Origin of the sequence: Bradyrhizobium sp. TM102 (genome assembly GCF_009176685.1) — a bacterium.
Classification (GTDB): domain Bacteria; phylum Pseudomonadota; class Alphaproteobacteria; order Rhizobiales; family Xanthobacteraceae; genus Bradyrhizobium; species Bradyrhizobium ottawaense.
This window is the reverse complement of the sequence record NZ_AP021855.1, coordinates 3,628,658-3,655,456: the sequence shown is the minus strand read 5'-3', so window position 1 is coordinate 3,655,456 and position 26,799 is coordinate 3,628,658. Positions and strand designations below refer to the sequence as shown.

29 protein-coding genes and 2 pseudogenes are annotated in these 26,799 nt (G+C 65.4%); 16 read left to right on the top strand and 15 right to left on the bottom strand.

Going from position 1 to position 26,799, the window contains the following annotated elements; translation table 11 throughout:
* Window positions 1–155 precede the first annotated feature (155 nt).
* Window positions 156–413 carry a hypothetical protein gene (locus tag GDN70_RS34975; protein ID WP_028140543.1) on the top strand — a complete coding sequence of 86 codons (258 nt, stop codon included), beginning with the start codon at window positions 156–158 and terminating at the stop codon, window positions 411–413.
* Between the two features lie 33 nt (window positions 414–446).
* Here the strand turns inward: GDN70_RS34975 and GDN70_RS17460 are convergent, their stop codons facing one another.
* Both GDN70_RS17460 and GDN70_RS17455 read right to left on the bottom strand, forming a co-directional pair.
* Window positions 447–1,661: an ABC transporter substrate-binding protein gene (locus GDN70_RS17460; protein WP_028140544.1), complete on the bottom strand. Its 1,215-nt coding sequence runs from the start codon at window positions 1,659–1,661 to the stop codon at window positions 447–449.
* A 167-nt stretch (window positions 1,662–1,828) separates the two neighbouring features.
* The gene (locus tag GDN70_RS17455) at window positions 1,829–2,515 is read right to left on the bottom strand and encodes a DJ-1/PfpI family protein (RefSeq protein WP_028140545.1); all 687 of its coding nucleotides are present in this window, start codon (window positions 2,513–2,515) and stop codon (window positions 1,829–1,831) included.
* Window positions 2,516–2,606: 91 nt separating this feature from the next.
* Between GDN70_RS17455 and GDN70_RS17450 the strand changes: the two genes are divergently transcribed.
* Window positions 2,607–3,545, top strand: a complete 939-nt coding sequence (locus GDN70_RS17450) for a GlxA family transcriptional regulator (RefSeq protein ID WP_028140546.1) — start codon at window positions 2,607–2,609, stop codon at window positions 3,543–3,545.
* 13 nt (window positions 3,546–3,558) lie between these two features.
* Here GDN70_RS17450 and GDN70_RS17445 read toward each other — a convergent pair whose 3' ends face one another.
* The 5 genes from GDN70_RS17445 to GDN70_RS17425 all read right to left on the bottom strand — a co-directional run bounded on the left by GDN70_RS17445 (window position 3,559) and on the right by GDN70_RS17425 (window position 6,276).
* Window positions 3,559–3,747, bottom strand: a complete 189-nt coding sequence (locus GDN70_RS17445) for a hypothetical protein (protein ID WP_038972885.1) — start codon at window positions 3,745–3,747, stop codon at window positions 3,559–3,561.
* 82 nt (window positions 3,748–3,829) lie between these two features.
* Window positions 3,830–4,729, bottom strand: a complete 900-nt coding sequence (locus GDN70_RS17440) for an NAD(P)/FAD-dependent oxidoreductase (protein ID WP_028140547.1) — start codon at window positions 4,727–4,729, stop codon at window positions 3,830–3,832.
* On the bottom strand, window positions 4,726–5,802 hold the full coding sequence (locus tag GDN70_RS17435) for a flavodoxin family protein (RefSeq protein WP_038972886.1): 1,077 nt from the start codon (window positions 5,800–5,802) through the stop codon (window positions 4,726–4,728). Before GDN70_RS17435 ends, GDN70_RS17440 begins: the two co-directional genes overlap by 4 nt.
* A gap of 64 nt (window positions 5,803–5,866) precedes the next feature.
* Entirely contained in the window at window positions 5,867–6,067 is a 201-nt protein-coding gene (locus GDN70_RS17430; protein ID WP_038972887.1) for a hypothetical protein, read from the bottom strand.
* A gap of 2 nt (window positions 6,068–6,069) precedes the next feature.
* A complete protein-coding gene (locus tag GDN70_RS17425) occupies window positions 6,070–6,276 on the bottom strand; it encodes a hypothetical protein (RefSeq protein ID WP_028140550.1) in 207 nt (68 codons plus the stop codon).
* A 302-nt stretch (window positions 6,277–6,578) separates the two neighbouring features.
* On the opposite strand from GDN70_RS17425, the gene GDN70_RS17420 reads away from it, so the two are divergent.
* Window positions 6,579–6,863: a hypothetical protein gene (locus GDN70_RS17420; protein ID WP_028140551.1), complete on the top strand. Its 285-nt coding sequence runs from the start codon at window positions 6,579–6,581 to the stop codon at window positions 6,861–6,863.
* A gap of 179 nt (window positions 6,864–7,042) precedes the next feature.
* Here GDN70_RS17420 and GDN70_RS17415 read toward each other — a convergent pair whose 3' ends face one another.
* Window positions 7,043–7,243: a hypothetical protein gene (locus GDN70_RS17415; protein WP_038949958.1), complete on the bottom strand. Its 201-nt coding sequence runs from the start codon at window positions 7,241–7,243 to the stop codon at window positions 7,043–7,045.
* Between the two features lie 234 nt (window positions 7,244–7,477).
* Between GDN70_RS17415 and GDN70_RS17410 the strand changes: the two genes are divergently transcribed.
* On the top strand, window positions 7,478–7,681 hold the full coding sequence (locus GDN70_RS17410) for a hypothetical protein (RefSeq protein WP_038949960.1): 204 nt from the start codon (window positions 7,478–7,480) through the stop codon (window positions 7,679–7,681).
* Here GDN70_RS17410 and GDN70_RS17405 read toward each other — a convergent pair.
* Together GDN70_RS17405 and GDN70_RS17400 are read right to left on the bottom strand one after the other, a co-directional pair.
* Window positions 7,674–8,420, bottom strand: a complete 747-nt coding sequence (locus GDN70_RS17405; RefSeq protein ID WP_038949961.1) for a Crp/Fnr family transcriptional regulator — start codon at window positions 8,418–8,420, stop codon at window positions 7,674–7,676. The genes GDN70_RS17410 and GDN70_RS17405 overlap by 8 nt on opposite strands.
* Window positions 8,420–9,588, bottom strand: a pseudogene (locus GDN70_RS17400) (sensor histidine kinase); the annotation flags it as partial. The gene GDN70_RS17405 and the pseudogene GDN70_RS17400, both read right to left, overlap by 1 nt.
* A 219-nt stretch (window positions 9,589–9,807) precedes the next feature.
* Here GDN70_RS17400 and GDN70_RS17395 point away from each other — a divergent pair.
* Window positions 9,808–10,197: pseudogene (locus GDN70_RS17395) on the top strand (response regulator); the annotation flags it as partial.
* A gap of 417 nt (window positions 10,198–10,614) precedes the next feature.
* Here GDN70_RS17395 and GDN70_RS17390 read toward each other — a convergent pair.
* Window positions 10,615–11,397 carry an SDR family oxidoreductase gene (locus tag GDN70_RS17390; RefSeq protein WP_028140555.1) on the bottom strand — a complete coding sequence of 261 codons (783 nt, stop codon included), beginning with the start codon at window positions 11,395–11,397 and terminating at the stop codon, window positions 10,615–10,617.
* 172 nt (window positions 11,398–11,569) lie between these two features.
* On the opposite strand from GDN70_RS17390, the gene GDN70_RS17385 reads away from it, so the two are divergent.
* From GDN70_RS17385 to GDN70_RS17370, 4 genes are all read left to right on the top strand, one after another.
* Window positions 11,570–12,745, top strand: coding sequence for a zinc-dependent alcohol dehydrogenase (locus GDN70_RS17385; RefSeq protein WP_152102828.1), 1,176 nt, complete (start codon window positions 11,570–11,572; stop codon window positions 12,743–12,745).
* An 11-nt stretch (window positions 12,746–12,756) separates the two neighbouring features.
* Window positions 12,757–13,290 carry a hypothetical protein gene (locus GDN70_RS17380; RefSeq protein WP_152102827.1) on the top strand — a complete coding sequence of 178 codons (534 nt, stop codon included), beginning with the start codon at window positions 12,757–12,759 and terminating at the stop codon, window positions 13,288–13,290.
* 247 nt (window positions 13,291–13,537) lie between these two features.
* Window positions 13,538–13,786, top strand: coding sequence for a hypothetical protein (locus GDN70_RS35520; protein WP_244625894.1), 249 nt, complete (start codon window positions 13,538–13,540; stop codon window positions 13,784–13,786).
* A complete protein-coding gene (locus GDN70_RS17370) occupies window positions 13,702–14,841 on the top strand; it encodes a DUF305 domain-containing protein (RefSeq protein WP_152102826.1) in 1,140 nt (379 codons plus the stop codon). The genes GDN70_RS35520 and GDN70_RS17370 overlap by 85 nt, the downstream gene beginning before the upstream one ends.
* 12 nt (window positions 14,842–14,853) lie before the next feature.
* On the opposite strand, the gene GDN70_RS17365 is transcribed toward GDN70_RS17370, so the two are convergent.
* From GDN70_RS17365 to GDN70_RS17350, 4 genes are all read right to left on the bottom strand, one after another.
* Window positions 14,854–15,462 carry a cysteine hydrolase family protein gene (locus GDN70_RS17365; RefSeq protein WP_152102825.1) on the bottom strand — a complete coding sequence of 203 codons (609 nt, stop codon included), beginning with the start codon at window positions 15,460–15,462 and terminating at the stop codon, window positions 14,854–14,856.
* A gap of 109 nt (window positions 15,463–15,571) precedes the next feature.
* Window positions 15,572–16,378 carry an N-acyl homoserine lactonase family protein gene (locus GDN70_RS17360; protein WP_152102824.1) on the bottom strand — a complete coding sequence of 269 codons (807 nt, stop codon included), beginning with the start codon at window positions 16,376–16,378 and terminating at the stop codon, window positions 15,572–15,574.
* A 9-nt stretch (window positions 16,379–16,387) separates the two neighbouring features.
* Entirely contained in the window at window positions 16,388–16,777 is a 390-nt protein-coding gene (locus GDN70_RS17355) for a carboxymuconolactone decarboxylase family protein (protein ID WP_008557256.1), read from the bottom strand.
* A gap of 43 nt (window positions 16,778–16,820) precedes the next feature.
* Entirely contained in the window at window positions 16,821–18,152 is a 1,332-nt protein-coding gene (locus GDN70_RS17350) for an MmgE/PrpD family protein (RefSeq protein WP_244625893.1), read from the bottom strand.
* 252 nt (window positions 18,153–18,404) lie between these two features.
* Here GDN70_RS17350 and GDN70_RS17345 point away from each other — a divergent pair, with 252 nt between their 5' ends.
* The 7 genes from GDN70_RS17345 to GDN70_RS17315 all read left to right on the top strand — a co-directional run bounded on the left by GDN70_RS17345 (window position 18,405) and on the right by GDN70_RS17315 (window position 26,766).
* Window positions 18,405–19,298, top strand: a complete 894-nt coding sequence (locus tag GDN70_RS17345) for an NAD(P)-dependent oxidoreductase (RefSeq protein ID WP_038972892.1) — start codon at window positions 18,405–18,407, stop codon at window positions 19,296–19,298.
* Between the two features lie 28 nt (window positions 19,299–19,326).
* On the top strand, window positions 19,327–20,721 hold the full coding sequence (locus tag GDN70_RS17340) for an MmgE/PrpD family protein (protein ID WP_152102823.1): 1,395 nt from the start codon (window positions 19,327–19,329) through the stop codon (window positions 20,719–20,721).
* Between the two features lie 103 nt (window positions 20,722–20,824).
* Window positions 20,825–21,760: a branched-chain amino acid ABC transporter permease gene (locus tag GDN70_RS17335; protein WP_028140565.1), complete on the top strand. Its 936-nt coding sequence runs from the start codon at window positions 20,825–20,827 to the stop codon at window positions 21,758–21,760.
* A gap of 2 nt (window positions 21,761–21,762) precedes the next feature.
* Complete coding sequence (locus GDN70_RS17330) at window positions 21,763–23,535, top strand: ATP-binding cassette domain-containing protein (protein WP_173015950.1); 1,773 nt, start codon at window positions 21,763–21,765, stop codon at window positions 23,533–23,535.
* Window positions 23,522–24,229 carry an ABC transporter ATP-binding protein gene (locus GDN70_RS17325; RefSeq protein WP_028140567.1) on the top strand — a complete coding sequence of 236 codons (708 nt, stop codon included), beginning with the start codon at window positions 23,522–23,524 and terminating at the stop codon, window positions 24,227–24,229. Before GDN70_RS17330 ends, GDN70_RS17325 begins: the two co-directional genes overlap by 14 nt.
* Before the next feature lie 34 nt (window positions 24,230–24,263).
* Window positions 24,264–25,499, top strand: coding sequence for an ABC transporter substrate-binding protein (locus GDN70_RS17320; protein WP_152102821.1), 1,236 nt, complete (start codon window positions 24,264–24,266; stop codon window positions 25,497–25,499).
* Window positions 25,500–25,530: 31 nt separating this feature from the next.
* Complete coding sequence (locus GDN70_RS17315) at window positions 25,531–26,766, top strand: ABC transporter substrate-binding protein (protein WP_152102820.1); 1,236 nt, start codon at window positions 25,531–25,533, stop codon at window positions 26,764–26,766.
* Window positions 26,767–26,799: the final 33 nt, after the last annotated feature.

Here is a 26,799-nt window from a genome sequence, read left to right as displayed (position 1 = left end):
ACTGCAAGTCGCCGCCTTTTAGCCACACGCCGCCATAATGCAAGCCGGACGATGGCGGTGGGCCTGCCCTGACGCAGCGCACCCGCTATGGCTCAATGGCGATTTGGCGAAAGTCGCGATAGACTGGACGCTGCCGCCACATCTGAGGTCTGCCGATGCCGAAGAAGGGAATCACCGGCCACGACGACTGGGTTCTGACCGAGGCCCTCGCGACCGCCCTGGTCGCGCTGGAGCAGCTCGAACCGAAGCACCAGCCGAACGCGCATATGGACGACATCCGCAAGATATTGGCGAACGGCAAGGAGCCGGCGGCGGTGAGCCTGCACCTCGCCCAGGCCAAATGCCGCCTGTTTCCCGACCTCGACCCACTGGAGATCTACCGGGAATACGGCATCGGCGAGGAATATGGCTGAAGCGGCCGGCCGCCGCTTTCTTTGACGCAAATGCTAGTTTCGTGACGTCTTGAGCAACGGGCATTCGCTGTCGCTGAGGGGCAGAAAGGCGTCCTCGGCAGGTATCTTCTCGACGACGTTGTAATAGTCCCAGGGCGTCTTCACGTCCGACGGCTTCTTGACCTCGACGAGATAAAAATCGTGCACCAGCTTGTTGTCGGCGCGCAGCCGCGCGCCGCGCGCATAGAAATCGTCGACCGGCATCGCGCGCATCTGCTCCAGCACGGCGTTGGTCTCGTCCGTTCCCGCCGCAGAAGCGGCTTTCAGATATTGCGACACGGCGGAGTAGACGGCGGCCTGCGGCGCGGTCGGCATGGCGTTGTGAAGCTTGTAGAACCTCTGGGCGAACGCGCGCGTTTCCTCGTTGAGCGCCCAATACCAGGCAGTGACGGTCGTCAGGCCCTTGGCCGTTTCGGCCCCCATGGCGTGCACATCGGTCAGGAACATCAGCTCGGCGACGGCCTTCTGCGGCCCCGCATTCATTCCGAACTCGTTCCATTGCTTCATCGAGGTCACGAGCTGCTCGCCGGCATTGGCGAACGCAACCACCTTGGCTTTGGAAGCCTGGGCTTGCAGCAGGAAGGAGCCGTAATCGGCATTTCCGAGCGGATGAAAGACCGCGCCGAGCGACTTGGCCCCTGCCGCCGCCAGCACGCGCTGGGACACCTCGACCATATTGCGTCCGAACGCGTAGTCGGATGCGATGAAGAACCAGCTGTCATAGCCTTGCGACACCAGCTTTCGGACCGATCCGGCGACCAGATTGTAATTGTCGTGCAGCCACATCAGGCCGGTGCGCGAGCATTGCTTGCCGCCGATATCGGTGGTGCCGACCGCCGAATAGATCACGATCCTGTTCTTGTCGCGTGCGATCGACTGGATGGCGAGCGCGACCGCGGAGTTTCCGACGTCGGCGACCATGTCGACGCCATCCACGTCGAACCATTTGCGGACGATCTGGGCGCCGATATCCGGCTTGTTCTGATGGTCGGCGACGACGATCTCGGCCTTCAGCCCCGGCGTTGCGCGCTGAAAATCGTCCACGGCCATCCGCGCGGCGACGACGGAGCCGGGCCCGGCCAGGTCCGACAACGGTCCGGCCTGGTCATTGATGATGCCGATCCTGACCACGCCACCGGAGAAATCGGCAGCCGCGCTCCGTTCGGCGAGCGCTGCCTGACCCAGCGCCAGGATGAGGCCGAAGGTCAAGCGGCAAAGCCGGCTGCGCGACGATAGCAATTCTCCAACACGACAAGGCGCCATTGCCCCCCTCCGCTTCAGCATCGCGACGGCATGTCGCGATGATCGATCGATGTGCCCTCGCTCACAGCGCATGCGCCGGTCCACGCGGCGCGCGGCCGGTCGAAGCTGGCTCGCTATCCCTGCCGCTGGACGGCCTTCCTGACGAACTCCAGCCGCCGCGCCTGCGCAGGCGCAACCCGCTCCTTCATGGCAGCGACGATCGCCGCCGGCGCCGTGTCCGGCGAGCCGGCCGCGAAGGGCGGCGCGGGATTGTACTCCATGCGCAGCTGGATCATCTCCGCAGCGGCGCGGCCGCGCAACATCGACACCAAAGTGAGCGCGAAGTCGATGCCGGCGGTGATGCCGCCGCCCGTCATGCGATTGCGGTCGATGCAGACCCTCTCCTGCGACAGCTCGGCTCCGAAGTACGGCAATGCATCCCTCGCGGTCCAGTGCGTGGCCGCGCGATATCCCTTCAACAAGCCGGCGGCGCCAAGCACCAGCGAGCCGGTGCAGACCGAGGTCACGTATGTCGCCCCCTTCTCCTGCTTTCGCAGAAAGGCGAGAACGTCCTCGTCCAGCATCAGCTCGTCGGTGCCGTAGCCGCCGGGGACGCAGATCACGTCGAGCTGCGGACAATCGGCGAAGGTGACAGTCGGCATCAGCGCGATCACGGAATCGCTCGGCACGGGCTCGATGCGTTTCCAGATCAGATGCACCGTCACGTCAGGCAGGCTGGAGAAGACCTGGGCGGGACCGGTGAGATCGAGCTGGGTGACGCGCGGAAAAACCAGAAGACCGATCTGCAACAGGCCCGACATGTCCAACCTCGACAACGCGCTTGACGGTTGCAGCCTGCCATGTTGGCCTTGTGGTCGAAATGGCTTAATTCCCTCAATTCTGGACACGCCCATGATCGGCTTCCTGATCTTTCCCGAATTCCAGTTGCTGGACGCGGCCGGTCCGATCTCGGTGTTCGAGATCGCCAGGCGGCACACGCCGAATGCGCCGCGCGTGATCACGGTCGCAACGAAGGCGGGCGCCGTGCGCAGCTCGTCGGGCATCGAGATGCTGGCGCGCAATCTGCGATCGGCAAGCTCGGTCACGACGCTGTTCGTGGCCGGTGGCGAGGGCGTGGAAGCCGCGGCGCGCTGCAAGACGACGATCGCTTTCATTCAGCGACTGGCGAGCCGCGGCGTGCGCATCGCCAGCGTTTGCAACGGCGCCTATCTTCTCGCGCAGGCGGGACTGCTGGACGGCCGCTGCGCCACCACGCACTGGTCCTGCACCCGCGATTTCATCGGACGCTATCCGAAGGTGAGGCTCGAACCGGACCAGATCTTCATCCGCGACGATCGGGTATGGACGTCGGCCGGCATCACGGCCGGGATTGATCTCGCGCTCGCCATGATCGCGCAGGACCATGGCGAGGAGGTCTCGCAAGCGACCGCGCGGCAGCTGGTGCTCTATCATCGGCGCAGCGGCGGACAATCGCAGTTCTCGAGCTTGCTCGAGCTCAAGACGCCGAACGGCCGCTTCGGCAGCCTTCTTTCATGGGTGCGCGAGAATCTGGATGCGCATCTCACGGTCGAGGCGCTCGCCGAACGCGCCGGATTGAGCGCACGGCATTTCGTCCGCTCCTTCACCGCCGAGACCGGATCCACGCCGACCAAGGCGGTCGAGCGCTTGCGGGTCGAGGTGGCGCGCGAGCGGGTGCAGTCCTCCGGAGAGGCCATCGAGCGCGTCGCCCAATCCACCGGCTTTCGCGACCCCGAGCGGATGCGCAGAGCCTTCATCCGCGCCTTCGGTCAGCCGCCGCAGTCGCTGCGACGCGCGGCGCGAAGCGCATGACGGCCGGTCGAACCTAAGGCCCGCCGGCGACTGATCCCGCGATCACCATGACGAGGGCACCAAGGTCGATCTTGCCGTTGACGATCAGCTCCTCCGAGCTTTTCATCTCTCCCGCGCCCTGGACCTTGAGCGATTGCGGCCGGTCGGCGGCCTGCCGCTGCAACTCGCCGACGATGGCGTCCTTCAGTTTCTCTTCCAGCATGATCGCTTCCTTCAGGCCGTCCTTGCGCGTCGAGGTCGCGCGTCCCGCTCAACCAAGGCGAAGCCGCGCCCTTCGTTCCCGGTCACGCCAGGCGCCGGGGCAGGCTGTGGTGGATCGTGCAGGCGGCAAGCGCGGCGTGGCCGAATGCGACCGAGATCTGGTGCAGGTCGGTGACGACGTCGCCGATGCCGTAAAGGCCGTCGACCGAAGTGCGCTGATGGTCGTCGACCTTCAGATAGCCCTCCCCATTATGCTCGGCGCCCAGCGAGACCGCGAGCTGCGAACGCACCTCGGCACCCATCGCCGGGTAGACCGTATCGAACTGCATCGTCCGGCCATCGGCCAAGACGGCCTCGAGGCCCCCCACCCTCCGCCGCAAGCGCAGGTCGGGCGCCAACACGATGTCGACGCCGGCCTCTTCCAGCTCCGCTATCGCGCTCTCCTCGTCATCCTGTCCGGTTGCGAGCAGCGTCACCTCGCGCGAATAGCCGCGCAGGAACAGCGCCTTGCCGGCGGCCCGGCCAAGCGGGCCGACAATGCCGATGCGGCGGCCGATCACCTCGAAGGCGTCGCAGACGGGACAATAGCGCAGCAGCCCGTCCGCGACCGCGGCGCGCCATTGCTCGAACGGCGGATGGCTGTCGACGATGCCGCTGGCGAGGATGACGGTGGTGGCCTCAAGCGCGCCACCGTTCCAGACCGCCTGAAAGCCGTTGCCGCGCCGCTGCAAGGCGGTGATCTCGGCTTCCACGCGCTCGACGGCGAGCTCGCCCAACTGCGCCGACATGCGCGCGATCAAGTCAGAACCTGATAGCCCGTGGACGAAGCCGGGAACGTTGTGGCTGCGGGGGATCAGCGCGGCACGGCTGGCGCCAGTGTCCACGACGCAGACGCTGCGGCGGAAGCGCGCCAGATAGATCGCGGCCATCAGCCCGGCGGGGCCGCCGCCGACGACCAGGCAATCAAACCGCGCGCCGGTCATTTGGGATTCGGGTCCTGCAACCCGGTCCCGGGCTCCTGGAGGCACCCGCTCCTGGCCAGCCGGACTGCGTTGCCGAGCGCGCGCGCCGCGTTCTGCACCTCCTGCTGGAATTCCCCGTCGTCATCGAGCTCGCGATGCGAAACGGCATATGGCTCCATGTAGCCGACATAGCCGTCGAGCTCGGCGAAGCGGCCCGCCGAGATCAGCTGCATGTCGGTCAGCCAGTCCGACAAGGCGCGGCGCACGCCCTCGGCACCGACGGCATCGCCATGAACGACCACGCCGAAATGGCGGCCGGCGAGATGGCGCGGATAGGGCCAGCCCTTCAGCTCCATCGCCTTGGCCGCGTCGGCCTTCTTGCCATGCGTCGAGGTCGGATCGGGATTGCCGCCGTCGGCGCAGACCATGCGGTCCATCATCGCCTTGAGCCCGGAAGGCACGTGGTACCAATTCACCGGGGTCACGATCAGGATGCCGTGGGCCGCGACCCACAGCGGATAGATCTCGTTCATCCAGTCGCCGGTCTGCCCCAGCGAATAGTTCGGATAGCAGCTGCACGGCCAGTGGCAGAGCGGCATCGCGGTCGAGACGCAGGATTTGCAGGGATGAATGGTCTTGCCGAATTCTGAAGCCAGACGGGACAGATCGAGGATGTCCACGGCAAATCCCATCTCGACGAAGACAGGTTCAGCCAGCTTGACCAGACGCCAGGTCTTGGACATCTCGCCGGGACAGGTGTGCTCGCTGCGGGCGGAGCCGTTGATGACGAGAATGCGCGGCGTCTCCTGCGCGTCGTCATGCCGACGCTGCGCGGACAGGATTTTCGCCCGCGCATCGAGCCAATCGACGGCAATGTCGTAGTCGGGATCGGAGAAACCTGCGCCCGCGTTCCGCGTCAACGGCGCCTTGCGCGAATGGCTATAGGCCTCCCAGGCGGCACCGACGACGGCATCGAGCTCGCGCTGCAGCGGGGCAAAGGCGGGATCGACGAACTGACGCTTGTAGCGCCGTTCGAACTCCTCGCGCGACAACTTGACGGGCGGCATCCCTTTGCGAATTTCAGCGTCCGTCATGCAGGCTCCCGGCGAAGTCGGTATCATCCGACCAACCCGGGGGGCAGCACCCGGTTCCTTGCCGCTACTGGCGCGCCACGTCCTGCGGCGCATCAAATTTCGCGATCCGCTGGTCCAGCCGCCACAGCTCGATGCGGTGGCCGAGCACGAGCGAAGCGGCCTCGCGCTTGGCCTCCTCGTCATTGACGCAGACGAGATTGATGCATCCGAACACATGCCCATCCGGGTCGATCTGGAACGCGCGGTAGTGCTTGAAGCTGCGCATCGTCATTCTCCTCGTCTCGTGCAGACCGGTGCGCTCAGCCAGTCGGTCAGGTTCGAGGTCACTTCGTTCTGCTTGGCGCGCCGCAGCAGCATCTCGCGCTCCCTGCCAGGCGGCAGGCTGCGCGCGCGCTCGCGGGCGTTTTCGGCAAATGCGGCCAATCGCTCCTGGAGCGATCGGGTCTGCTTGTTGCGGTTGCGTTTGGCGGTCATTGGACTCACGGCTATTCGGTTGGACGGAAATCGGCCCCGGCTGGGATCGGGCGCCGGGGCCCAGGTTCTCTTGTCACTCGAGTGGCTTGCCGGTTGGGGGCGGCCCGGCCGGGCAATGGTTTTCAGCTTCGGCCGCGACGGCGGGTTCCGGCATTTCAAAAAGTTAACGCTGCGCGATTTTGCGCGAGGACGGCCGCACGGCATCGTCCCTCGCTCTCGCGTGCCGTTCGTCACGACAATCGACTGCGCCGGAACCGAATTGCTGATTCGCTTGTTCAAGAAGGACTTGAAGGAGGATCGTCATGGCAAAAGCAGCATGGAAGCGGCCGGGCTCACCGATCGGCCGCAAGGGACCGCGCAAGGCAAATCCCGCGTATAAGCGCCGCGCGCGCCAGCCCTGGACACCCTCGGATGTGAGCAAGCTGAAGCAGCTCGCGAAGGGAAACACGCCGACCGGCGTGATGAGCATCAAGCTTCAGCGCCCGGTCGCGGCCATTCGCAGCAAGGCGCAGCGCGAGGGGATTTCGCTGCGACCCGTCAATCGCTCACCCTACAACCGGCGAACCAAAGCCGCGAAGCGGCGTTGACGAAGGCACCGCCGGGTGACAACCGGACACAACGGGGACGATGGACGTGGCGCTCATTTTTCCGGTTTCTGCCCACGACACCAGCGCATCGGTACGCGCCGACATCTAACCCGTTCCCGGCGGTGCAGCCTGACCTGCGGCACGCTTCGCTCCGTTCACACGGACAGGGCAAGCCGGCGTCAATCCGGCGGCTGCAACCCCGGCGACCGCAGCCACTCGCTCATCTGGGACCCGGTCTCCGCCTGGCGCGCCTTGCGCAACATCTCGTCGCGAGCCGCTCCGGGCGGAAGCGATCTGGCTTCCGCGCGCAGCCGCTCCGCTTCGACGGCCAGACGTATCTCCAGCGGATCCGTCAGCTTCACTCGACGCCGCGTCAACATGGGCGTTCTCCCTGATCACTGGGTCGGAGCGCTCCGTTGCGTTCTCACCGATTGAGGTCATCGCGCATAGGCGACGCTCCCACAACGTTCCAGAAGCGGAACGGTTGCTTGCCGGGGTCAGAAGGAGGAAGAGACTGCTGCAAGACAAGCTCGCTTGCGTAACATGGGTTAAATTAGTCGGTGGCCAAATCTGCTAATTTAGGAACGTGGTAGGACCGCCTGGGATTGGCGCAGATGGACAACTATCGCCGACTGCAGAAAACCTGCGAGAGCCAGGCCGCTCTCAGCTCCTCACCCGAAACGCGAACTGCGCTGCTGGAAATGGCGGAGGAGTATCGCAAGCGAGCCGAATCCAACGCGTTTCAGGGGCCCGAGCCGGTCAATCCCGGGCGCATCGAAAGCCTCGGCCAAACCAGCCGTCCCACTCTGATCAAGTGAGTCGATAGAGTTGCAGATAGTTCGGCGCGAACAACGCCGCTGCCTTGAGCGCGTCGAGATCGTTGATGGTCAGGGTCCGATCGCGCAGCACGATCAAGCCCGACGCACGCAGCTCCTGCACGGTCCGGTTAAGGTGCACCACCGACAGCCCGGTAGCGTCGGCAAGGTCCATCTGCGTGACCGGCATGACGCAGGAATTGCCGTCGACCATCCCGACGGGCCGAAGCCGCTCGAATATCTCGCAAAACAGATGCGCCACCCGCTCCAGGGCCGTGCGGCGACCGAGGTTGATGGCCCATTCGCGCTGGATGGCGTTGTTGACGAGGGTCTCGCACCAGAACGCTTCGGCGAGCGAGCGATCGCCCATCGTCAGACTCTCGAAACGCGCGCGCTTGATCTCGGCGTAGACCACTGGCGTCATTGTCGCGATGGAATGGTCCATCACGGGGAGCAAGAACGCGTGCGCGTCGCAGCTCTCGCCCGGAAAGATGAAATTGACGATCTGGCGCCGGCCGTCCTCGAGCGTCTTGTAGCGGCAGAGCCAGCCCGATAGCACCACCCGGACGCTATCGACGGGATCGCCCTCCGAGATCAGGTCTTCACTCGCCCCGACGCGCTCGAGACCTTCGAGCAACGCATATTCGAGCGACGCACGGGCCTCCGTCGACAACGGCCGCAGCACGGTCAGCCGGCGAATGACCAGCTCCACGAGGCTGCGATCGGAGGTCGACAAGGGCATCAATCAGCCACCGCCGGTGTGTGGAACGTGCGCTTGCTCGGCGGAATGGCGATCGTGCATTGCAGCCCCGCGGGGTCGAATGCCAGGGTGGTCTGCCCCTTGAACTCGAACGCGAGCGTACGCTCCAGAAGCTCCGTGCCAAAACCCTTTCGAAGCGGCGGCTTGACCTGTGGCCCTCCGCACTCGCGCCATTTGAACACCAGCTCCGCGGGCTGGGTGCCTTCATCGAGGCGCCAGGAGATTTCAACATGTCCGCTCGGCTGGCTCAAGGCGCCATATTTCAGCGCGTTCGTCGCTAGCTCGTGGATCGCGAGCGCGAACGTTTCGGCAGCCTTGGGCTGGAAACGCACCTTGGGACCTGAGACCTGCATCTGCTCGCCCTCGCGGGCATTATAGGCGAGAAGCTCCTCGACCACGAGATATTCCAGGTCGACACCGCCCTCGGGATCGCGTGTCACCAGCGCCTGGGTGCGGGCAAATGCGTTGAGCCGTCCGTCGAGATGAGAAGCATATTCCTCGACAGTGGTGGCGGATTCGGCCGAACGGCGGGCGATGGAGCGCACCACGCCAAGCGTATTACGGACGCGGTGCTGCAGCTCGGCCAGCAGCAGGCGCTGGCGCTCCTCGGCGCGGGTGATCGCCGGAACGTCGATGAAAGTGATGACGACGCCGGCGATGACATCGTCGGTGCTGCGATAAGGCAGGATGCGCACGATGTAGCGCGTGCCGCTGTCCGACGCGCTCAGCTCGCGCTCGGCGCTCGCAAGCGTACGCAGCACGCGGCGAATGTCGTCGTAGAGATCCTCGATCGGGATGCGCGCCTTGATGTGACCGATGGGGCGGCCCGTGTCGGTCTCGACGAGATGCAGGACCTGGGTAATCGCCGGTGTGAAGTTCATCACGCGAAGATCATTGTCGAGAAAGACGGTCGCGATGCGCGTGCTCTCCAGGAAATTCCTGAGATCGCGGGTGGCGCGCGTCAACTCCTCGACACGGTGCGTCAGCTCGCCGTTGACGGAGGTCAGCTCCTCGTTGACCGACTGCAACTCCTCAGGCGAGGTTCCGATCTCCTCGTGGGCCAAATGTAACTCCTCGTTGAGAGACTGGTCTTCCTCGTGGACGGTTTCAGCTGCTCGGGGCTGCTCTCGAACTCCTCGAAAGTAGCCTGGAAGTTCGTCTGGGGCGTGCAGTTCGCTCGGGACGCTCGACATGCCCGGCGTGCACCGGCTCCTACCAATAGCAGAAATCGATATTCTCCCAACGGATCAAAGGCAAATGACGAAGGAGTCGCGTTTGCCCTTGGAACCCGCCTTGGCCTCCCTCGTTGGTAGCACGCCGGCCCCGACCCTTGGTTTTCCCATCGGTCGGCAGGCTCGCCGGAGGGATCATGTCCGTATTACCCTCGTCGTCTCGTCAACGCGCGCCGCTGACGGGACGCCGCATCCTCGTCGTGGAGGACGAATATTTTCTTGCCGATGACATCGGCAAGGCGCTGCGCGCGCTCGGCGCGGAGATCGCCGGTCCCGTCGGCCATATCGAGGATGCAATCGAGATGCTGCACGATGGCGGCGTTCTGGACGCCGCGGTGCTCGACGTGAACATCCGTGCAAAGCCGATCTTTCCGATCGCCCGGGAGCTCAGGGCACGCCGGGTGCCCTTCGTGTTCACCACGGGCTACGACAGGATCAGCATCGAGCCGGAATTCCAGGACGTGCCGATCTGGGAGAAGCCGGTCGACGTCGTGGCCATGGTGCAGAATTTGGCGAGCCTCGTCGACGGTCAACCGGTATGGCCACAGCAATCACCGCCTGTACCGGCTGCGCTGAGCGAGCCCGCAACCCCGCGCGGATCAGAGCAGATGAGCGAAGGCGAGCCAGACGGTCACTGCCAGGCACAGGACGACGGCGGCGTAAGGTAGCGCGACGCGCACGACGGCAAGCCTTTCCGCGTCAACTCATCATCATCCAGGCGACCGCCACCGTCATCACGAGAAACCCCGTGATCGCAGTCGCGACAAAGGCCCGTTCGATGCGGTCCATCGCCATCGCAGCCCCTCTCCAGCCCACACAATGTGACCGCTTCGGGGTCGCCGCGCATTAGGCTATGTGAATCAGGCTATGTGAATCGGCTTTCTTCCTTTTGCCGGTCCGCCCGTTCGGCCGCGCAGCGCCGCAGAAATTGCGACGACCTCGCTCTACGACTTCGCCGTGCCCGGCTCGGCCATCTTGCGATGCTGCCTGGCCAGCATCTCGTTCGGCGTCACGTTGGCAACCGTGGTCTGGATCTTGTTCTTCAGCCCCGTGACGACATCGGACTCGCCGCGCAGCATCGCATCGAAGCCGGCCTTGGCGACGTCGTACGCGCCGTCCTTCTTCTCGGTGCCGACCTTGGTGTCCATCATGTCGGCGCGGCGGAAGAACTCGGTCTCGGTGGCGCCCGGCATCAGGCAGGTGACGGTGACGCCGCTGTCGCGCAGCTCCTCGCGCAGCGCGAAGGAGAATGAGTCCAGGAACGCCTTGCTGGCGTTATAGGCCGCCTGGAAACTTCCGGGCGTGAAGCCGGCGATGGAGCCCGTGATCAGGATGCGCCCCGACTTGCGCCGCAGCATCTCGTTGCCGGCGCGATGGATCAGATAGAGCGTGCCGGTGATGTTGGTGTCGACGAGATGCTTGATCCTGGCAAAGTCCTGATCGAGGAACGCCTTGCCGAGGCCGACGCCGGCATTGGCCAGCAGCGCATCGATCGGCCGGTCGCCGACCGCGGCGCAGAGCCTGTCGACGCCATCGGTGGTGGCGAGATCGGCTTCAACGGCCTCCACGCTGACGCCGAGCCTGCGCAGATCGACCGCCACCCGCTCGATCATCGGCTCGTCAGCCGCGATGACGAGGTTGAAACCCGCCTGGGCACAGCACCTAGCGAGTTCCAGGCCGATACCGGTGGAAGCGCCGGTGACGATTGCGAGCTGATTGGCGGGCATGAGCGTGTCCTCGCTTGACGTTGATCACGCCCAATCACTGCCCTGCGCTCTCGTTCCAATCCGCGTCGCGATTTGCGCCAGCCGGTGCAGTGCGAGGAATTTGCGCGCGGCGTAGCAACCATCGTTCACCCCTCGACTTAGATGCCAACTGGTTCAGCCGGGAGGACGGACGATGAAGGCGCTGGTTTGGCACGGCAAGGAGGACATCCGCTGCGACACCGTCACCGATCCCGAGATCCAGGACCCGCGCGACGCCATCATCAAGGTCACCAGCTGCGCCATCTGCGGCTCCGACCTGCACCTCTTCCACAATTTCATTCCGGGCATGCTGCCCGGTGACATCATGGGCCACGAGACCATGGGCGAAGTGGTCGAGGTCGGCTCCGGCGTCGACGGCAAGCTGAAGAAGGGCGACCGCATCGTCGTGCCCTTCACGATCATCTGCGGCGAATGCGACCAGTGCAAGCGCGGCAATTTTTCCGTGTGCGAGACCACCAACCGCAAGCGCCATCTGGCCGACAAGGTGTTCGGACACACGACGGCCGGCCTGTTCGGCTACACGCATCTGACCGGCGGCTATCCCGGCGGCCAGGCCGAATATCTCCGCGTGCCCTATGCCGATGCCACCCACATCAAGGTGCCACCGGGCATTCCCGACGAGCAGCTGCTGTTCCTCAGCGACATCTTCCCGACCGGCTGGCAGGCCGCCGTGCAATGCGACATCGAGCCCACCGACACCGTCGCGATCTGGGGCTGCGGTCCCGTGGGGCAAATGGCGATCCGCAGCGCCATCCTGCTCGGCGCCAACCAGGTGATCGCGATCGACTGCCTGCCCGAGCGGCTCAGCATGGCGGAAGCCGGCGGCGCCACCACCATCAACTTCGAAACCGAGAGCGTGGTGGAGCGGCTGAACGATCTCACCGACGGCAGGGGACCGGAAAAGTGCATCGACTGCGTCGGCATGGAATCGCACGTGATGGCCTCCCTGCCCGACACACTGCTCGACCGCGCCAAGCAGATGGTGATGGCGGAAAGCGACCGGCCCCACGTGCTGCGCGAGATGATCTATGTCTGCCGGCCCGGCGGCACCATCTCGGTGCCGGGCGTGTACAGCGGCCTGTCCGACATGCTGCCGATGGGCGCTTTCATGAACAAGGGCCTGACGATGCGGACCGGCCAGACCCACGTCAACCGCTGGACCGACGATCTGCTCCGCCGCATCGAGGAGGGCGAGATCGATCCCTCCTTCGTCATCACCCACACCGTGCCGCTCGAACAAGGACCGGAGATGTACCAAGTGTTTCGCGACAAGCGCGACTCCTGCGTCAAGGTGGTGCTGAGGCCCTGAAGGAGCAAGCCATGTTTCATTTCTCCAACATCGTCCGCACCAAGGGCGACCCGAAGATTATCGAGGGCGGACCGAGCCTGAAGCGGCCGGAAGACCAGCTCGCCCGCGCGCTCGGCTGGTTCAGCATCGGACTCGGCGTCGTCGAATTCTTCGCGCCGAGACGCGTCACGGAAACGCTGGGCATGGAAGGCCATGAGACCATGGTCCGCGCCTTCGGCGTGCGCGAGATCCTGGCCGGGATCATGTCGCTGTCGGTCGACAAGAACGCCGGCCTGTGGGCCCGCGTCGGCGGCGACGGTCTCGATGCCGCTGCGCTGCTGTCGGGGCTGACAATCGACAATCCCAAGAAGGGCAACATCGCGCTGGCGCTCCTGATGGTCGGCGGCATCGCCATGCTCGACTACCGCGCCGCGCAGGACACCAAGCCGAGGCGGCCGCCGCGCGAGGCACGGCGCAAGCTTTATCCGAACCGCAGCGGCTTCCCCAAGGGCATCGAGAGCGTCAGAACAGCGGCCAGGCAGATTGCTGCGCCCGCCAAAGCATGACCAAGGGCATGGCCAAGGCCTGACGAGGTGAAGCACGGCTCCGGGGCAATGAAGGCGTGATCATCGTGCTCGATCCGCGCTGAGGGCCGCGAGGAACCATCCGCGAGCCAGAGAGTCTGATCAACGCCTCCGACGTCCCCCCTGCCGGAGGCAGACTGCACGAAACCGCGACCCCGGCGCTCACCGCCCCTTCAGGCGCCGGGGTTAGCGGCGTGGGTCTGGAGGCATGTCACCTCGGAGACAAGCCATGGGCAAGACGAAGGCACTCCAGCAACGCATCGTCGGCAAGACCAGACAAGCCGTCGGCGAGATCATCGGCGACCAGGATCTGCACGACGCCGGCAAGGCCGAGGCCGAGCGCGGCCGTGACGAACAGGACAGGCCGAGCAAGCTCAACCCGCTGCCAATGCAGTGCGGCGCACCGACGAAGGCCTGTCGCGGGTCAAGGGGCGACGACGACGTTCGCGCTGGATTGCCGCCGTCGCGCTCGGCCTGATCAGCAGCACCTTCTCGACCATCGTCAGCCAGCTCTTCGCCGCCCGGATCGGCCGCGATGCCGCGGTCGACTGGATGACGGTCGCTGCCATTCCCGCGCGCGACTGGGCGATCAGCGCAGAGCCGTCATGGAGCGCGATCCTGACCGGAATCGCCTTTCATCAATGGGCGGATTTTTCCTGGGCGCTGGTGTTCTTCGGTGTGCTCCGACGCTGGACCGCCGACTTGCGGCCGGCGACCATCCTGCTGCTCGCGCTGCCCTGGGCCGCGTTCTCGTCAGCCACGGAGTGGTTCGTGCTGGTGCCGCTGTTTCCGTTCTGGCAGCCGCTGTTCACGCTGCAGCAGCCCTATTGGATCGGTCTGCTCGTTCATGGCACCTCGGCCCTGATGTATCCTCTGTTCGCCCGGTTGCGCTGGAGGCGCGGCGCTGCAGCCGAGCGCGACATCCGTTTCACCAACGCCTGGATCACCGGCGCGCTGGTCGTGGTGGCGCTGCTCGGCGCGATCGCGTTGTTCGGCAGCCACGGCTACGAGCCGCCCTGGATGGGCCGCGACAGGGATGCGGACCAGACCTATATCCGTCACATGACGGCGCATCATGCCCAGGGTATCGAGCTGGCCCGGATCGCCGTGGAGCGCGCCCAGGGCCCGCATCTGCGCAAGCTCGCGATGCTGATGGTCGCGAGCCAGGCCGGCGAGATCAGGATTTTCGAGAACTGGTGGCTGAGCTGGTTCGACACGGAGATGCCCGACTGCAGCACCGAAGAGCGTGCCGCCATGCCGGGCTTCCTGGCTCAGGCCGAGATGCGACAGGTCAAGGCCGCGCCGGCGGACCGGTTCGACGCGGTGTTCGTCGAGAGCATGAGCAAGCATCACATGGGCGCGGCCAGGATGGCCGACCGGATGTGGCGCAGTGGCGGAGACCCACGGCTGCGCGTTATGGCGCATGCCATTCGCCACGCCCAGCAGGGCGAGATGGCGCTGATGCACGATGCGAGCGGCATTTCGGCCGTCGCCACGGCCGTCCGCAACATGCTCGCCGACAACGTCAATTGAGCGGATCGCCCCCTACTCCCGCCAGAACTCGGCCAGTTCTTCCGTTGTCACCAGGTCGACCTGGCCGTGAAAGCGGGTGCGGTACATCGTCATGAGCGCGTCGTGCCCGACGTCGGACGAGCTGCACAAGGCGTCCTCGACGATCACGACCCTGAAGCCGAGATCGACAGCGCTCAGGACCGTCGAGAGCACGCAGACGTCGGTCTCGGCGCCCGAGATCACGACCGTGCCGACGTTCTTGTCGATCAGCCGGCCTGCGAGGGCGGGATTGCTGAATGCGGAATAGGCCGGCTTGTCGATCATTGCAGCCGGCGGAACGAACTTGCTCAGCGCGGGCACGAGCTCGAGCGCGGATGGCGGCAGATGCTTGCGCGTGGCCTGGCTCCAGCGATGAAAATAGCTCCGCCACTGGCCCGGGCGATCTTCCGGATCCTGCGGCGTGATGAAGCGCGTGAAGATGGTTCTGGCCTGGTGGCGCGCAACGATCGAGGCGATCGTCGGCAGAACACGCTCCATCCACGGCGTCGCCCACAGACCGCCGGGGGCGAAAATGTTCTGCATGTCGATGCAGAGGTGAACGGCCTCCCTGATCTCGGCCACTTCCGACGTGCTGTCCCTCATCGTCCTCCACCATCAAGCGCATTCGGCGATCCATTGCGAATGCGAAGGCGAAGGCTTTGGTTCCGAACCGCCGCGGTGCAGAGGCAGACTTGGAACCCGCGACGCGCGGTTACGCCGGCGTTGCGGCCGGCGCCACGTCGAGGCGAACCGCGATCCCATTCAGCTCCGGGCCTGGCGCCGGGTAGAGCTTCATGACGAGCGGATCATGGCCGGGGACGATGTGGTCCGCGTCAGGCGCCGCGGCGCGCAGCTTGTCGAAGCCGACAAGCATGTCGCCGACATGAAACGCCGTCGTGAACGGACGCTCGCTGGTCATGTTCTCGTAGAAATGACTGACGTCGGAGGCGAGCACGACAGGGCCGCGGCGTGTGTTGACGCGGACGAATTGAAGGCCTGCGGAGTGGCCGCCCGCCGCATGGACCGTCAGCCCGGGCGCAATCTCGGCGTCGCCGTCGTAGAACAGCACCCGGCGCGCGTAATTCAGCCGCACGATCCCGCAGACGTCCTCGACCTCGAACGAATGCGACAATCTCGGATATTGCATATAGCGACCGGTGGCATAGGCGAGCTCGCGCTCCTGCAGATGAAATCGCGCGTTCGGAAACCGGTCGAAATTACCGACATGGTCGTAGTGCAGATGCGTGAGGATCACATCCCCGACGTCGGCAGGGTCGATATCGAACGCGGCAAGCGTCTCGACCGGGCAACGCAGGAAATTCCGCCGGCGCTGCCTGGCCACTTCCGCGTTGAAGCCGGTGTCGATGACGAAGCTGCGCCCGCCTCCCCGCGCCAGCCACACGAAATAGTCCATCGGCATCGGTCCGTCATGCGGATCGCCGCCGATGAAGTGCTCGCTCCGCTGCGCATCCCGTGTCGCGTAGCGGATCGCAAACAGCTCGTAGTCCGGGTCTGCCATGGGAGTTGCTCAGGAACCCGCCGCGTCGACCTCGTTGAAGGCCTCGCGCGCATTGCGGAAGGCGTCGATGCCGGCGGGAACGCCGCAATAGACCGCGACCTGGAGCAGGATCTCCTTGATCTCCTCCTTGGTCAGCCCGTTCTTCAGGGCGCCCTTGACGTGCAGCTTCAGCTCGTGCGGCCGGTTCAGTGCGCCGAGCATCGCCAGATTGACGATCGAGCGCGTGCGCCGGTCGACGCCGGGCCGCGTCCACAGGGCACCCCAGCAGAATTCGGTCGACCATTCCGCCATGGTGCGCGTGAACTCGTCGGCCCCGGCAATCGACTTGTTGACGTAGTCCTCGCCGAGCACCTCTTTACGAACTTTGAGGCCCTTTTCGAACAGTTCGGTCTTGCTCATGATCGTCCCTTTCAGGTCTTGAGAGAGTTGAGTTGGAAGTTGATTAGCGCGATGCCGGTCGCAGCGATTGCAGGAGATTGCCGACGTCGTCGACCGAATCGAGCCGCCAGATTGCGTCGATGACGCGGTCCGCATCCCAATCGCTTCGACCTGTCCGCATGGCCTCGCGCAGCTTGGCCTCGAGGTCGCGATCTGTGAGCGGCGCGGCGAGACTGCCACGCGGCGCGATCACGGTCTCGGTGAGGACCTCACCGGACGACAGGCGCAACGTCACGCGTGCGGCGCCATCCGGCATCGCGCCATCGAGCACCGCCCTCACCTTCTGCCGCAGCTGCGCGATGTCGGGCCGGACCACCGTCTCATGCGTGAATTCGGCGACCCCGGCCGTGCCGAGCAATAATCCGCAAGCCACGCAATGATGGATGCTGACGCGCGCATCGCGCTCGTTATTGACCGGGCGATCGCCGCGCGCCAGCAGCAGCGCCGAGCCCTGCACCGTCACCAGCTCGATCTGGTCGACCCGCCCGCCGATGCGCTGGCGCAATGAGAGGCAGGCGTCGATCACCGCGTGAAAGACAATGCCGGCGGGATACGGCTTGTAGGTGTTCTTCGCAATCTCCCAGGTCTTGCCGAGACCGTCGAGCAGGCGAGCAATATCGGGCTCGTCACCCATGGTGCGCGCCCAGCCCAGCGGACCCTCGATGGCGCGGGGCGATGCCTCGTAGCCCTGCTGCGCCAGCAGTGCCGCGAACAATCCGTTCCGAGCCGCATTGCCCACGCTGACATTCTTGGCGGCACTGGGCAGGTTCTCGACATTGCCCGCCGACTGGCTGGCCGCAAGCCCGATCGCGTTTGCGATTCCCGCAGCGGGCAGGCCCAATAGTTTCGCGCACGCCGCCGCCGCGCCAAAAATCCCGCAGGTCGAGGTGATGTGCCAGCCGCGCGCGTAGTGGCGCGGCGAGACTGCATTGCCGATGCGGCACTCCACATCCACGCCGAGAATAAACGCGGTCAAGACATCCCGCCCCGACAGTTTGCGCATCTCCGAAAGCGCCAATATCGGCGCGGCAACCGGCGCGGCCGGATGAATGATTGTCTCGGGATGGGTGTCGTCGAAGTCGAGCAGATTGGCCGAGATGGCATTGAGAAATGATGCACACAACGCATCCATCGGCTGCGAGTGACCGATGACCGTCGATGTCGCGGCCCCGGTGAACGGCGACAGCGTGCGCATCGCCGCGATCACGACAGGATCGCGCGCGGAGCCGAGCGCCGTCGCGAAGAAATTGAGAATCGATCGCCGCGCCTCAAGGCTCTGCGCCTCGACGTCCGTCCATGACGAGGCAGCGACGAAATCGGCGAGCGTCTTGCTCACACTCGGAATTGGGACTGGCGGCACGCGGGGCGTCTTCCTCGTTTTGTTCGAACCTTATGCCGATCCGCGGCAAACTGTCGACCCCAAATGTTATGCTTGACAGCTTGTCTGACAATCATAACAATCCGGCCCGTTGGCGCGGGACCCCGCTGCCACGACGACGGCGGCCGAGACGGCCGGCCGGCGATGACGATCGACCAACGAGATCAAGAAGGCGCGCCCGTCACGGGATCGCGCGACAGGGAGCAGACGATGGCGGGAGAGATTCTCGGCGTAATCGGCACGGGCCGCATGGGCGGTCCGATGGCGGGACGATTGATGGACGCGGGCTATTCGCTCGTCGTCTATGACACGCAGGCCGAGGCGACTCAGCCGCTGGTCAAGCGCGGCGCGCTCCTCGCCAGCTCGCCGGCCGACGTCGCTTCACGCTCCGACATCGTGCTCGCCAGCCTGCCGACGCCCGACATCGTCAAGGCCGTTGCGCTCGGCCAGGACGGCATCGGCAGCGGCAACCGTGCGAAGATCGTCATCGATCTCTCGACGTCGGGTCCAGGCGCTGCGAAGCTCGTTGCGGAAGGCTTGAAGGCCAAGGGGATGACCCTGGTCGATGCGCCCGTGAGCGGGGGCATCAAGGGCGCCGTCAACGGCACGCTCGCGGTGATGGTCTCGTGCCCGCAGGCGACTTACGACATCGTGCAGCCGATCCTGAAGAACTTTGGCAAGCTGTTCTACACCGGCGACAAGCCCGGCGTGGCGCAGACGGCCAAGCTCGCCAACAACCTGATGGCGGCCGCAGCGCTCGTGATCACCTCGGAAGCCGTCGCGATGGGCGTCAAGGGCGGCGTCAACGCCAAGGTGCTGATCGACATCATCAACGCCAGCAGCGGCCGCAACAGCGCCTCCGAAGACAAATTCCCCCGCGCGGTGCTGCCCGGCACCTTCGATTTCGGCTTCGCCACCGGCCTTTCCTACAAGGACGTTCGTCTCTGCGTGGACGAGGCCGAGGCCATGGGCGTGCCGATGGTCTGCGGCGCGGTGGTGCGGCAGATGCTCGCGATCACCAACGCCAAATTCGGCGCCTCATCCGACTTCACCTCGATCGCCAAGGTGCTCGAAGAATGGGCCGGGGTCGAGATGCGCGGCTGATCGCGCAAGCCAGGGAGAGCGACCCGCGATGACGATCGGTCCGACCGTATCAGGCAAGGTCCCGCTCGCGCGTCAGATGGCGCGGAGCGTGCTTGCGCTGGATATTGGCTATTTCGGGCAGGACGTCATTGCCAAGGCAAAGCTCTGCCTGCTCGACTTCCTGTCCTGCGCCTTCGAGGCCGGCCATCATCCCTGGAGCCGCCAGGCGGTTGCGATTGCGCAGGCCGGCGGCAGCGCGACGATCATCGGGACGTCGCAGCTCTCCTCGCCGGCCGACGCAGCCTTCGCCAATGCCGTCATGGGGCACGGCCTCGTGCGGGAAGACATGCATGCGGCCAGCATCGCGCACCACGGCGTGGTGATCTGGCCGGCCCTGCTCGCCCTGTCGGAACAGACGCCGCTGCGCGGGGACAGGCTGCTCGCGGCCGCCATCATCGGCTATGAGACCGGCGCGCGGATCGGCCGCGCGCTGCTGACCTCGGACCTCGCACGCCTCTATCGCCCGACGGGCCTCGTGTCCCCTCTGGGCGCAGCGCTCGCGGGAAGTTTCGCGCTCGGCCTCTCCGAGGCCCAGGCGACCAGCGCCATCGCGATCGCGGCCAATACCTCCAGCGGTCTCAACGAGTGGCCGCATGCCGGCGGCTCCGACATGTATTTCCATCCCGGCTTTGCCGCCGGCAATGCGATCAGGGCAATTGGCCTTGCCGCGGCCGGCGCCTTCGGCTCGGAAACCATACTGGAGGGTGAAGCCGGCCTGTTCGCCGCCTATCGCCGCCAGCCCGCGCCGGAGAGCATCGCGCTCTTCCCCAATGGCGAGTGCGAGATCATGGCCGTCTACAACAAGCCGGTTCCCGCCTGCAATTTCGCGCAGACAGCGGCACAGGCCGCGCTGCGCGTCTCGCACGAGCTCGCCAGCGTCGACGAGATCGACCACGTCGTCATCCGCGCGCCCGACGCTGCGGTTCGCTATCCCGGCTGCGATTCCACGGGTCCCTACCGCAACGCGCTCCAGGCCAAGATGAGCATTCCCTTCAGCGTCGCGGCGACGCTGGCGCGGGGCGAGATCGAGGAAGAGAACTACGCCGAGCTCGATGATGCCGACATCATCCGCCTGATCTCGGTCACCGATCTCACGACAGATCCCGCCTTCACCGCCGCCTTCCCCGGCAAGCAGGGTGCGGAAGTGTCCGTGCAGCTGCGCGGCGGCCGGACCATCCGGCACGCTCTGCCCGACGTCATCGCCGCAACACCTGCAGATATTCGCGCACGCTTTCGCAGCTCGGCAGCCGGAGGCCTCGGCGAGGATCGCGTGCGGCGGCTCGAGCAACTCATCGACGATTGCGAGCAGCTCGGCAATGCAGGCGACATCGCCGCGCAGTGCCGCCTGAATGCAACGGAACGGGCTTTACGACCGGCATCATGAGAAGTGCCGGAGAGTACGGGGGAAACATGGTCGATTTCGAGACCAGCTTAGTAATGCCATCGGCGCATGGCTGCCGGCAAGCCGATACTCGGAGGCCAGGCTGATGGAAGGCTTTCTGCAAGCGCTCGCCGCGGGGCTTTTGATCGGCGCCGTCTACGGCCTGATGTGCGTCGGGCTCGGCCTGATCTTCGGCGTCATGCGCGTCATCAACTTCGCCCATGGCGATTTCATGATGCTCGGCATGTACACCGCCTTCTATCTCTTCACCGCCGCCGGCATCCAGACGCTGTTCGGCAATGCCGTGGGGCCGTTCGTCGCCATCCTGCTGGCCGGGCCGGTGCTCGCCGTGTTCGGCTATTTCGTGCATCTGGCTTTGATTTCGCACGTTTCCGGGACACGTACTGCCTCGCTCGAAGGCGAAGGCCATTACGCCCAGCTCATCCTCACGCTCGGCATCGCGCTGATCCTGCAGAACGGCGGCCTCATCGTGTTCGGCTCGGTGCTGGCCTCGATCCGCACGCCGCTGTCGAGCTCGGCGTGGGAGCTCGGGCCCTTCTTCGACATGAGCATCTTCCTCAACAAGGCCCGCAGCATCGATATGATCGTCTCGCTGGCGATCATGATCCTGCTCTCGCTGCTGATCACGCGCACCCGGATCGGCAAGTCGCTCCGCGCCGCTGCGGACAATCCGACGGCTGCGACCTATATGGGCATCGACGTCGACCGCGCGCATCGCACCGCCTTCGCACTCGGCTGCGGCATCACCGCGATTGCCGGCGGCCTGCTCGCCACCAACTACCCGTTCCACCCCTTCGTCGGTCTCGAGTACGTCATCGTCATGTATGCCGGCGTCGTGCTCGGCGGCATGGGCAGCATCATCGGCGCCTTCTGGGGCGGCATGACGATCGGCCTCGTGCAGCAGATGTCGACGCTGATCCTGCCGACGCAGTTGCAGAACGCGGCAATCTTCGCCGTCTTCCTCCTCATCATCTTCTTCCGCCCGCAAGGCTTCTTCGGGCGCATGGTGGAGAGGACGTGACCATGCTCCGGATGCGTTCCTTTCTGCCTCCCCTGCTCTTCACGCTCGCCTATGCGGTCGTGTCGCTCGGCGTCACCAACTCCTACTACCAGCTGATCCTGACGCTGGTGCCGGTGTGGGCGGTGTTCGGGCTGTCGTGGAATCTGCTCAGCGGCTACACCGGCCTGATCTCGTTCGGCCACGCCGCCTTCTTCGGGATCGGCGCCTACGCGACCGCGCTCGGGCAGATCTATTTCGACATCTCGCCCTGGCTGCTGATTCCGGTCGCCGCCATGCTCGGCGGTATCGCCGGCCTCCTGATCGGCTTTCCGACCTTCCGGCTGCAAGGCCACTACTTCGCGCTGGCCATGCTCGCCTATCCGCTCGCCATTCTCTACGTGTTCGAGTGGCTCGGCTTCCAGGAGGTGACGCTTCCGATCAAGCGCGAGGCGCCGATCGCCTATATGCAATTCGCCGATCCGCACCTCTACACGCTGCTGGGGCTGGCGCTCATGCTCGCCACCATCGTGCTGACGCAGGTGATCGAGCGATCGCGCTTCGGCATGGCGCTGCTCGCGATCAAGCAAAACGAGGCTGCGGCCGAGGCGGCCGGTATCAATACGCTCGCCTGGAAGCTGCGCGCGATCACGCTGAGCGGGGCGATCGCCGCCGCCATCGGCGGGTTTTACGCGCAGGTGCTGCTGGTCGTGACCCCGGCATCGGTGTTCGGCATGCTGGTGTCGGCGCAGGCGCTGACGGTCGCGATGTTCGGCGGCGTCGGCACGGTCTGGGGCCCGGTGATCGGCTCGGTGATCCTGATCCCGCTCGCCGAGATCCTGCACGCCGAAGCCGGCGCGCGCATCCCCGGCATTCAGGGCGTCATCTTCGGCATTGCCATCGTCTGCGTCATCCTGCTGGCGCCGGAAGGCCTGTTCTGGAAGCTGCGCGACCTCCTGCGCAAGCGCACCGCATCCAAGGCGGCGGTCAGTGATACCGCGGAAGCAGCAGCTGCCAACGTGACGGCCCTGAAGCCCGCCTCCCGGCAGCGTGCCGCCACCGGCGAGGTCGTCCTCGAAGTGAAGAACCTCTCGCGCTCCTTTGGCGGCCTGAAGGCGGTGCAAGATGTCAACTTCAAGCTGCACAAGAACGAGATCCTCGGCATCATCGGCCCCAACGGCGCCGGCAAGACCACGCTGTTCAATCTCCTCAACGGCTTCCTCAAGCCCAGCCAAGGCGAGGTGCTGATCGACGGCCGCAACATGTCGGGCCAGCGGCCGCACGTGATCTGCGAGGCCGGCATCGGCCGCACCTTCCAGGTGATGCGGCCGTTCCTGCGCATGTCGATCCTCGACAACGTCGTGGTCGGGGCCTATGTGCGCGCCCGCACCGACGATGAAGCCCGCAAGATGGCCGCCGACGCCGTCGCCCGCGTCGGGCTGTCTGCGGTGGCTGACCGTGTCGCCGGCGAGCTCTCGACCAAGGAACTGCGGCTGATGGAGCTGGCCCGCGCGATCGCCGGCCAGCCGCGCATCCTGCTGCTCGACGAGACGCTCGCGGGCCTCGGCCACGGCGAGGCGGACGAAGTCGTGGCCGTGATCCAGCAGCTCGCGCGCGACGGCATCACCATCGCCATCATCGAGCACACCATGCAGGCGATGGTCCGGCTGGTCGACAGATTCCTCGTGCTCGACCACGGCGCCGTCATCACCGAAGGCCTGCCGGAAGTGGTGACGCGCGACAACCGCGTGATCGAGGCCTATCTCGGCAAGAAATGGGTGGGCCATGCTGCGAATTGAGGGATTGAGCGCGGGCTATTCGGCCAAGCCCGTCCTGAACGACGTCTCGATCAATGTCGGCGCGGGCCAGTTCGTCGCGATCGTCGGACCCAACGGCGCCGGCAAGACCACGCTGTTCAAGACGATCTCCGGCATCGTCAAGCCCAGCGGCGGCGCGATCACGTTCGACGGCGTCGACCTGCTCGCGGTGCCGCCGCCGCAGCGCGCCCATCTCGGCATCGCCCACGTCCCGGAGGGACGCCAGGTCTTCCCGTCCCTGACCGTGATGGAGAATCTGGAAATGGGCGCGATGACCGAAAGCGGCCGCCGCGACTGGCAAGCCAATATCGAGCGCATCTTCGAATGGCTGCCGGTGCTGAAGGAGCGCCGCGATCAATTCGCGGGCACGATGTCCGGCGGCCAGCAGCAGATGCTCGCGATCGGCCGCGGCCTCGCCTCCTCCCCGAAGCTTCTGATGCTGGACGAGCCCTCGATGGGGCTCGCGCCCTCGACCGCGGACTTCATCTTCGAGCGGCTGATCGAGATCCGCCGCCAGTCCGGGCTGACCATGCTGCTGGTCGAGCAGCGCGTCGCGGAAGCGCTGGAATCCGCCGACCACGGCTATGTCCTCGAAGCCGGACATGTCGTGCTCGAAGGCAACAACGCCACGCTGCGCGCCGACGACCGCGTGCGCAAAGCCTATCTCGGCATGTGACCAACACAAAAAACAAAGATCAGGGAGAAACAAAATGAACAAGACTTCAAAAGGACTGAGTCGCCGCACCGTGCTCTCCGGCGCCGCCGCCGTCGGCCTCGCCGGCGTTGCGCGCGCGCAGGCACCTGGCGAGATCAAGGTCGGACTGATCGTGCCACTGTCGGGCATCTACACCCGCCCCGGCCAGGTGATGAAGATGGGCGCCGAGATGGGCATCGAACACATCAACGCGCAGGGCGGCATCAAGGCGCTCGGCGGCGCCAAGCTGAAGCTGGTCGTGATCGACTGCGGTGACACCACCGAGAAAGCCAAGAACGCGGCGCAGCGCATGGTGGCGCAGGAGCCTGATCTGGTCGCGGCCACCGGCTCCTATCTGTCCTCCTTCACGTTGGCCGTCACCGAGGTGACCGAGCGCGCCGAGCTGCCGGTGCTGACGCTGTCCTATTCGGACCTGCTGACCGACCGCGGCTTCAAATATATCTTCCAGACCGCCGCGACCGCGAGCCGCCAGTCAGAGCTCGGCCTGCCGACGCTGATGAAGCTCGCCGAGAATGCCTCGGGCAAGAAGCCGAAGACCGTGGCGATGCTGATGGACAACACCGCGACGTCGGTGGCCACCGCCAAGGCGCTGAAGGAAAAGCTGTTCGCGCAGGAGGGCCTCCAGCTCGTGGTCGAGGAAGTCTGGACGCCGCCGCTATCGGATGCGACGCCGCTGATCCAGAAAGTTCGCTCGGCCAAGCCCGATCTGCTGCTGTTCATGCCCAATGCAGTGTCGGACGCCAAGCTCGGCCTCGAGAAGATCAGCGAGTTCGGCCTCGGCCAGGGCAAGATCCCGACCGTGTCCTTCAGCATCACCATCGCCGAGCCCGACATGCTGCAGAGCGTGAGCCCGGAGACGGTGCAAGGCATCATGACCATCGTCGCCAATTGGGGCTCGAAGGGCCACGAGGCGCTGATCGCGGAGCTCAAGGACAAATACAAGGAGCCCTGGATGACCCAGAACGTCATCTCGACCTATGGCGACATGTGGCTGATGAAGGAAGCGCTGGAGAAGGCCGGCAAGGCCGACCGCAACGCGGTCGCGCAGGCCTTCCGCACCATGGATGCCGGCCCGTCGAAATATTACCCGGGCGGCCAGCTCAAATTCGACGAGAGGGGCCGCCGCGTCGGCGCCGGCGTCGTCATCGTGCAATGGCAATCGGGCGTGCCTGTCACCGTTTATCCGCCCGAGCTCGCGCAGGCGCAGCCGTTCTGGCCGAAGAAATCCTAGGCGTCGCGCAAATCCTGGGGAGGAGACTGTCATGACTGCCAAAAGCAAGATCACGATATCGCGGCGAACCCTGCTGGCCGGCGCCTCCGGCACGCTGATCGCATCCCGTGCCTGGGCCCAGCAGCCGTCGGAGGTGAAGGTCGGCCTGCTGGTGCCGATCTCGGGGCTCTATGCCCGTCCGGGCACGGTGATGCGCGAAGGCGCCGAGATGGCGATCGATCACATCAACGCGCAGGGCGGCGTCAAGGCGCTCGGCGGCGCCAAGCTGAAGCTCGTCGTGCTCGATTCCGGCGACACCACCGAGAAGGCCAAGAACGCGGCGCAGCGCATGGTGGCGCAGGAGACCGATCTGGTCGCGGCGAGCGGCGCCTATCTGTCCTCGTTCACCCTCGCGGTGACCGAGGTGACCGAGCGCGCCAACCTGCCGATGCTCACCCTCTCCTACTCGGATCTCATCACCGAGCGCGGATTCAAATACGTGTTCCAGACCGCGGCCACCGCGGGGTCGCAGGCACGGCAGGCGTTGCCCCAGCTCATCAAGCTGGCGGAGACGGCCTCCGGCAAGCGGCCGAAGACGGTCGCGATCCTCACCGACAACACGGGGGCCTCGATCGCCTCCGCCAAGGCAATGCGCGAGGGCCTGCTGGCGGAGAACCAGTTGCAGCTGATCGTCGACGAGACGTTCACGCCGCCGCTGGCGGATGCGACGTCGCTGGTGCAGAAGATCCGTTCGGCCAAGCCCGACCTGCTGTTCTTCCTGCCGACGGTGATCTCGGATGCAAAACTGCTGCTCGAGAAGATGAACGAGTTCGGCCTCGGCCAGGGCAAGATCCCGACGATCTCGTTCGGCATCGCGATCGCCGAGCCGGACATGCTGCAGACTGTCAGCCCCGAACTGCTCCAGGGCGTGTTGACGTGCGTCGCCAGTTGGGGCGCCAAGGGCCATGAGGCGCTGATCGCCGAGTTGAAGACGCGCTACAAGGAGCCGTGGATGACGCAGAACGCGATCTCCACCTATGGCGACATGTGGGTGATCAAGGACGCGCTGGAGAAGGCCGGCAAGGCCGATCGCGTCGCCATCGGCGAAGCGCTGCGCACCATGGATGGCGGCCCCTCGAAATATTACCCGCTGGGCGAGATCAAGTTCGACGAGAAGGGCCGCCGCGTCGGCGCCGGCATGACCATCGTGCAGTGGCAAGCCGGCGTGCCGGTGACGGTGTTCCCGCCCGAACTCGCGCTGGCAAAACCGTTCTGGCCCAAGAGTTGACCTGAGAGCTGACGGCGCCAAACCAAGAAACGG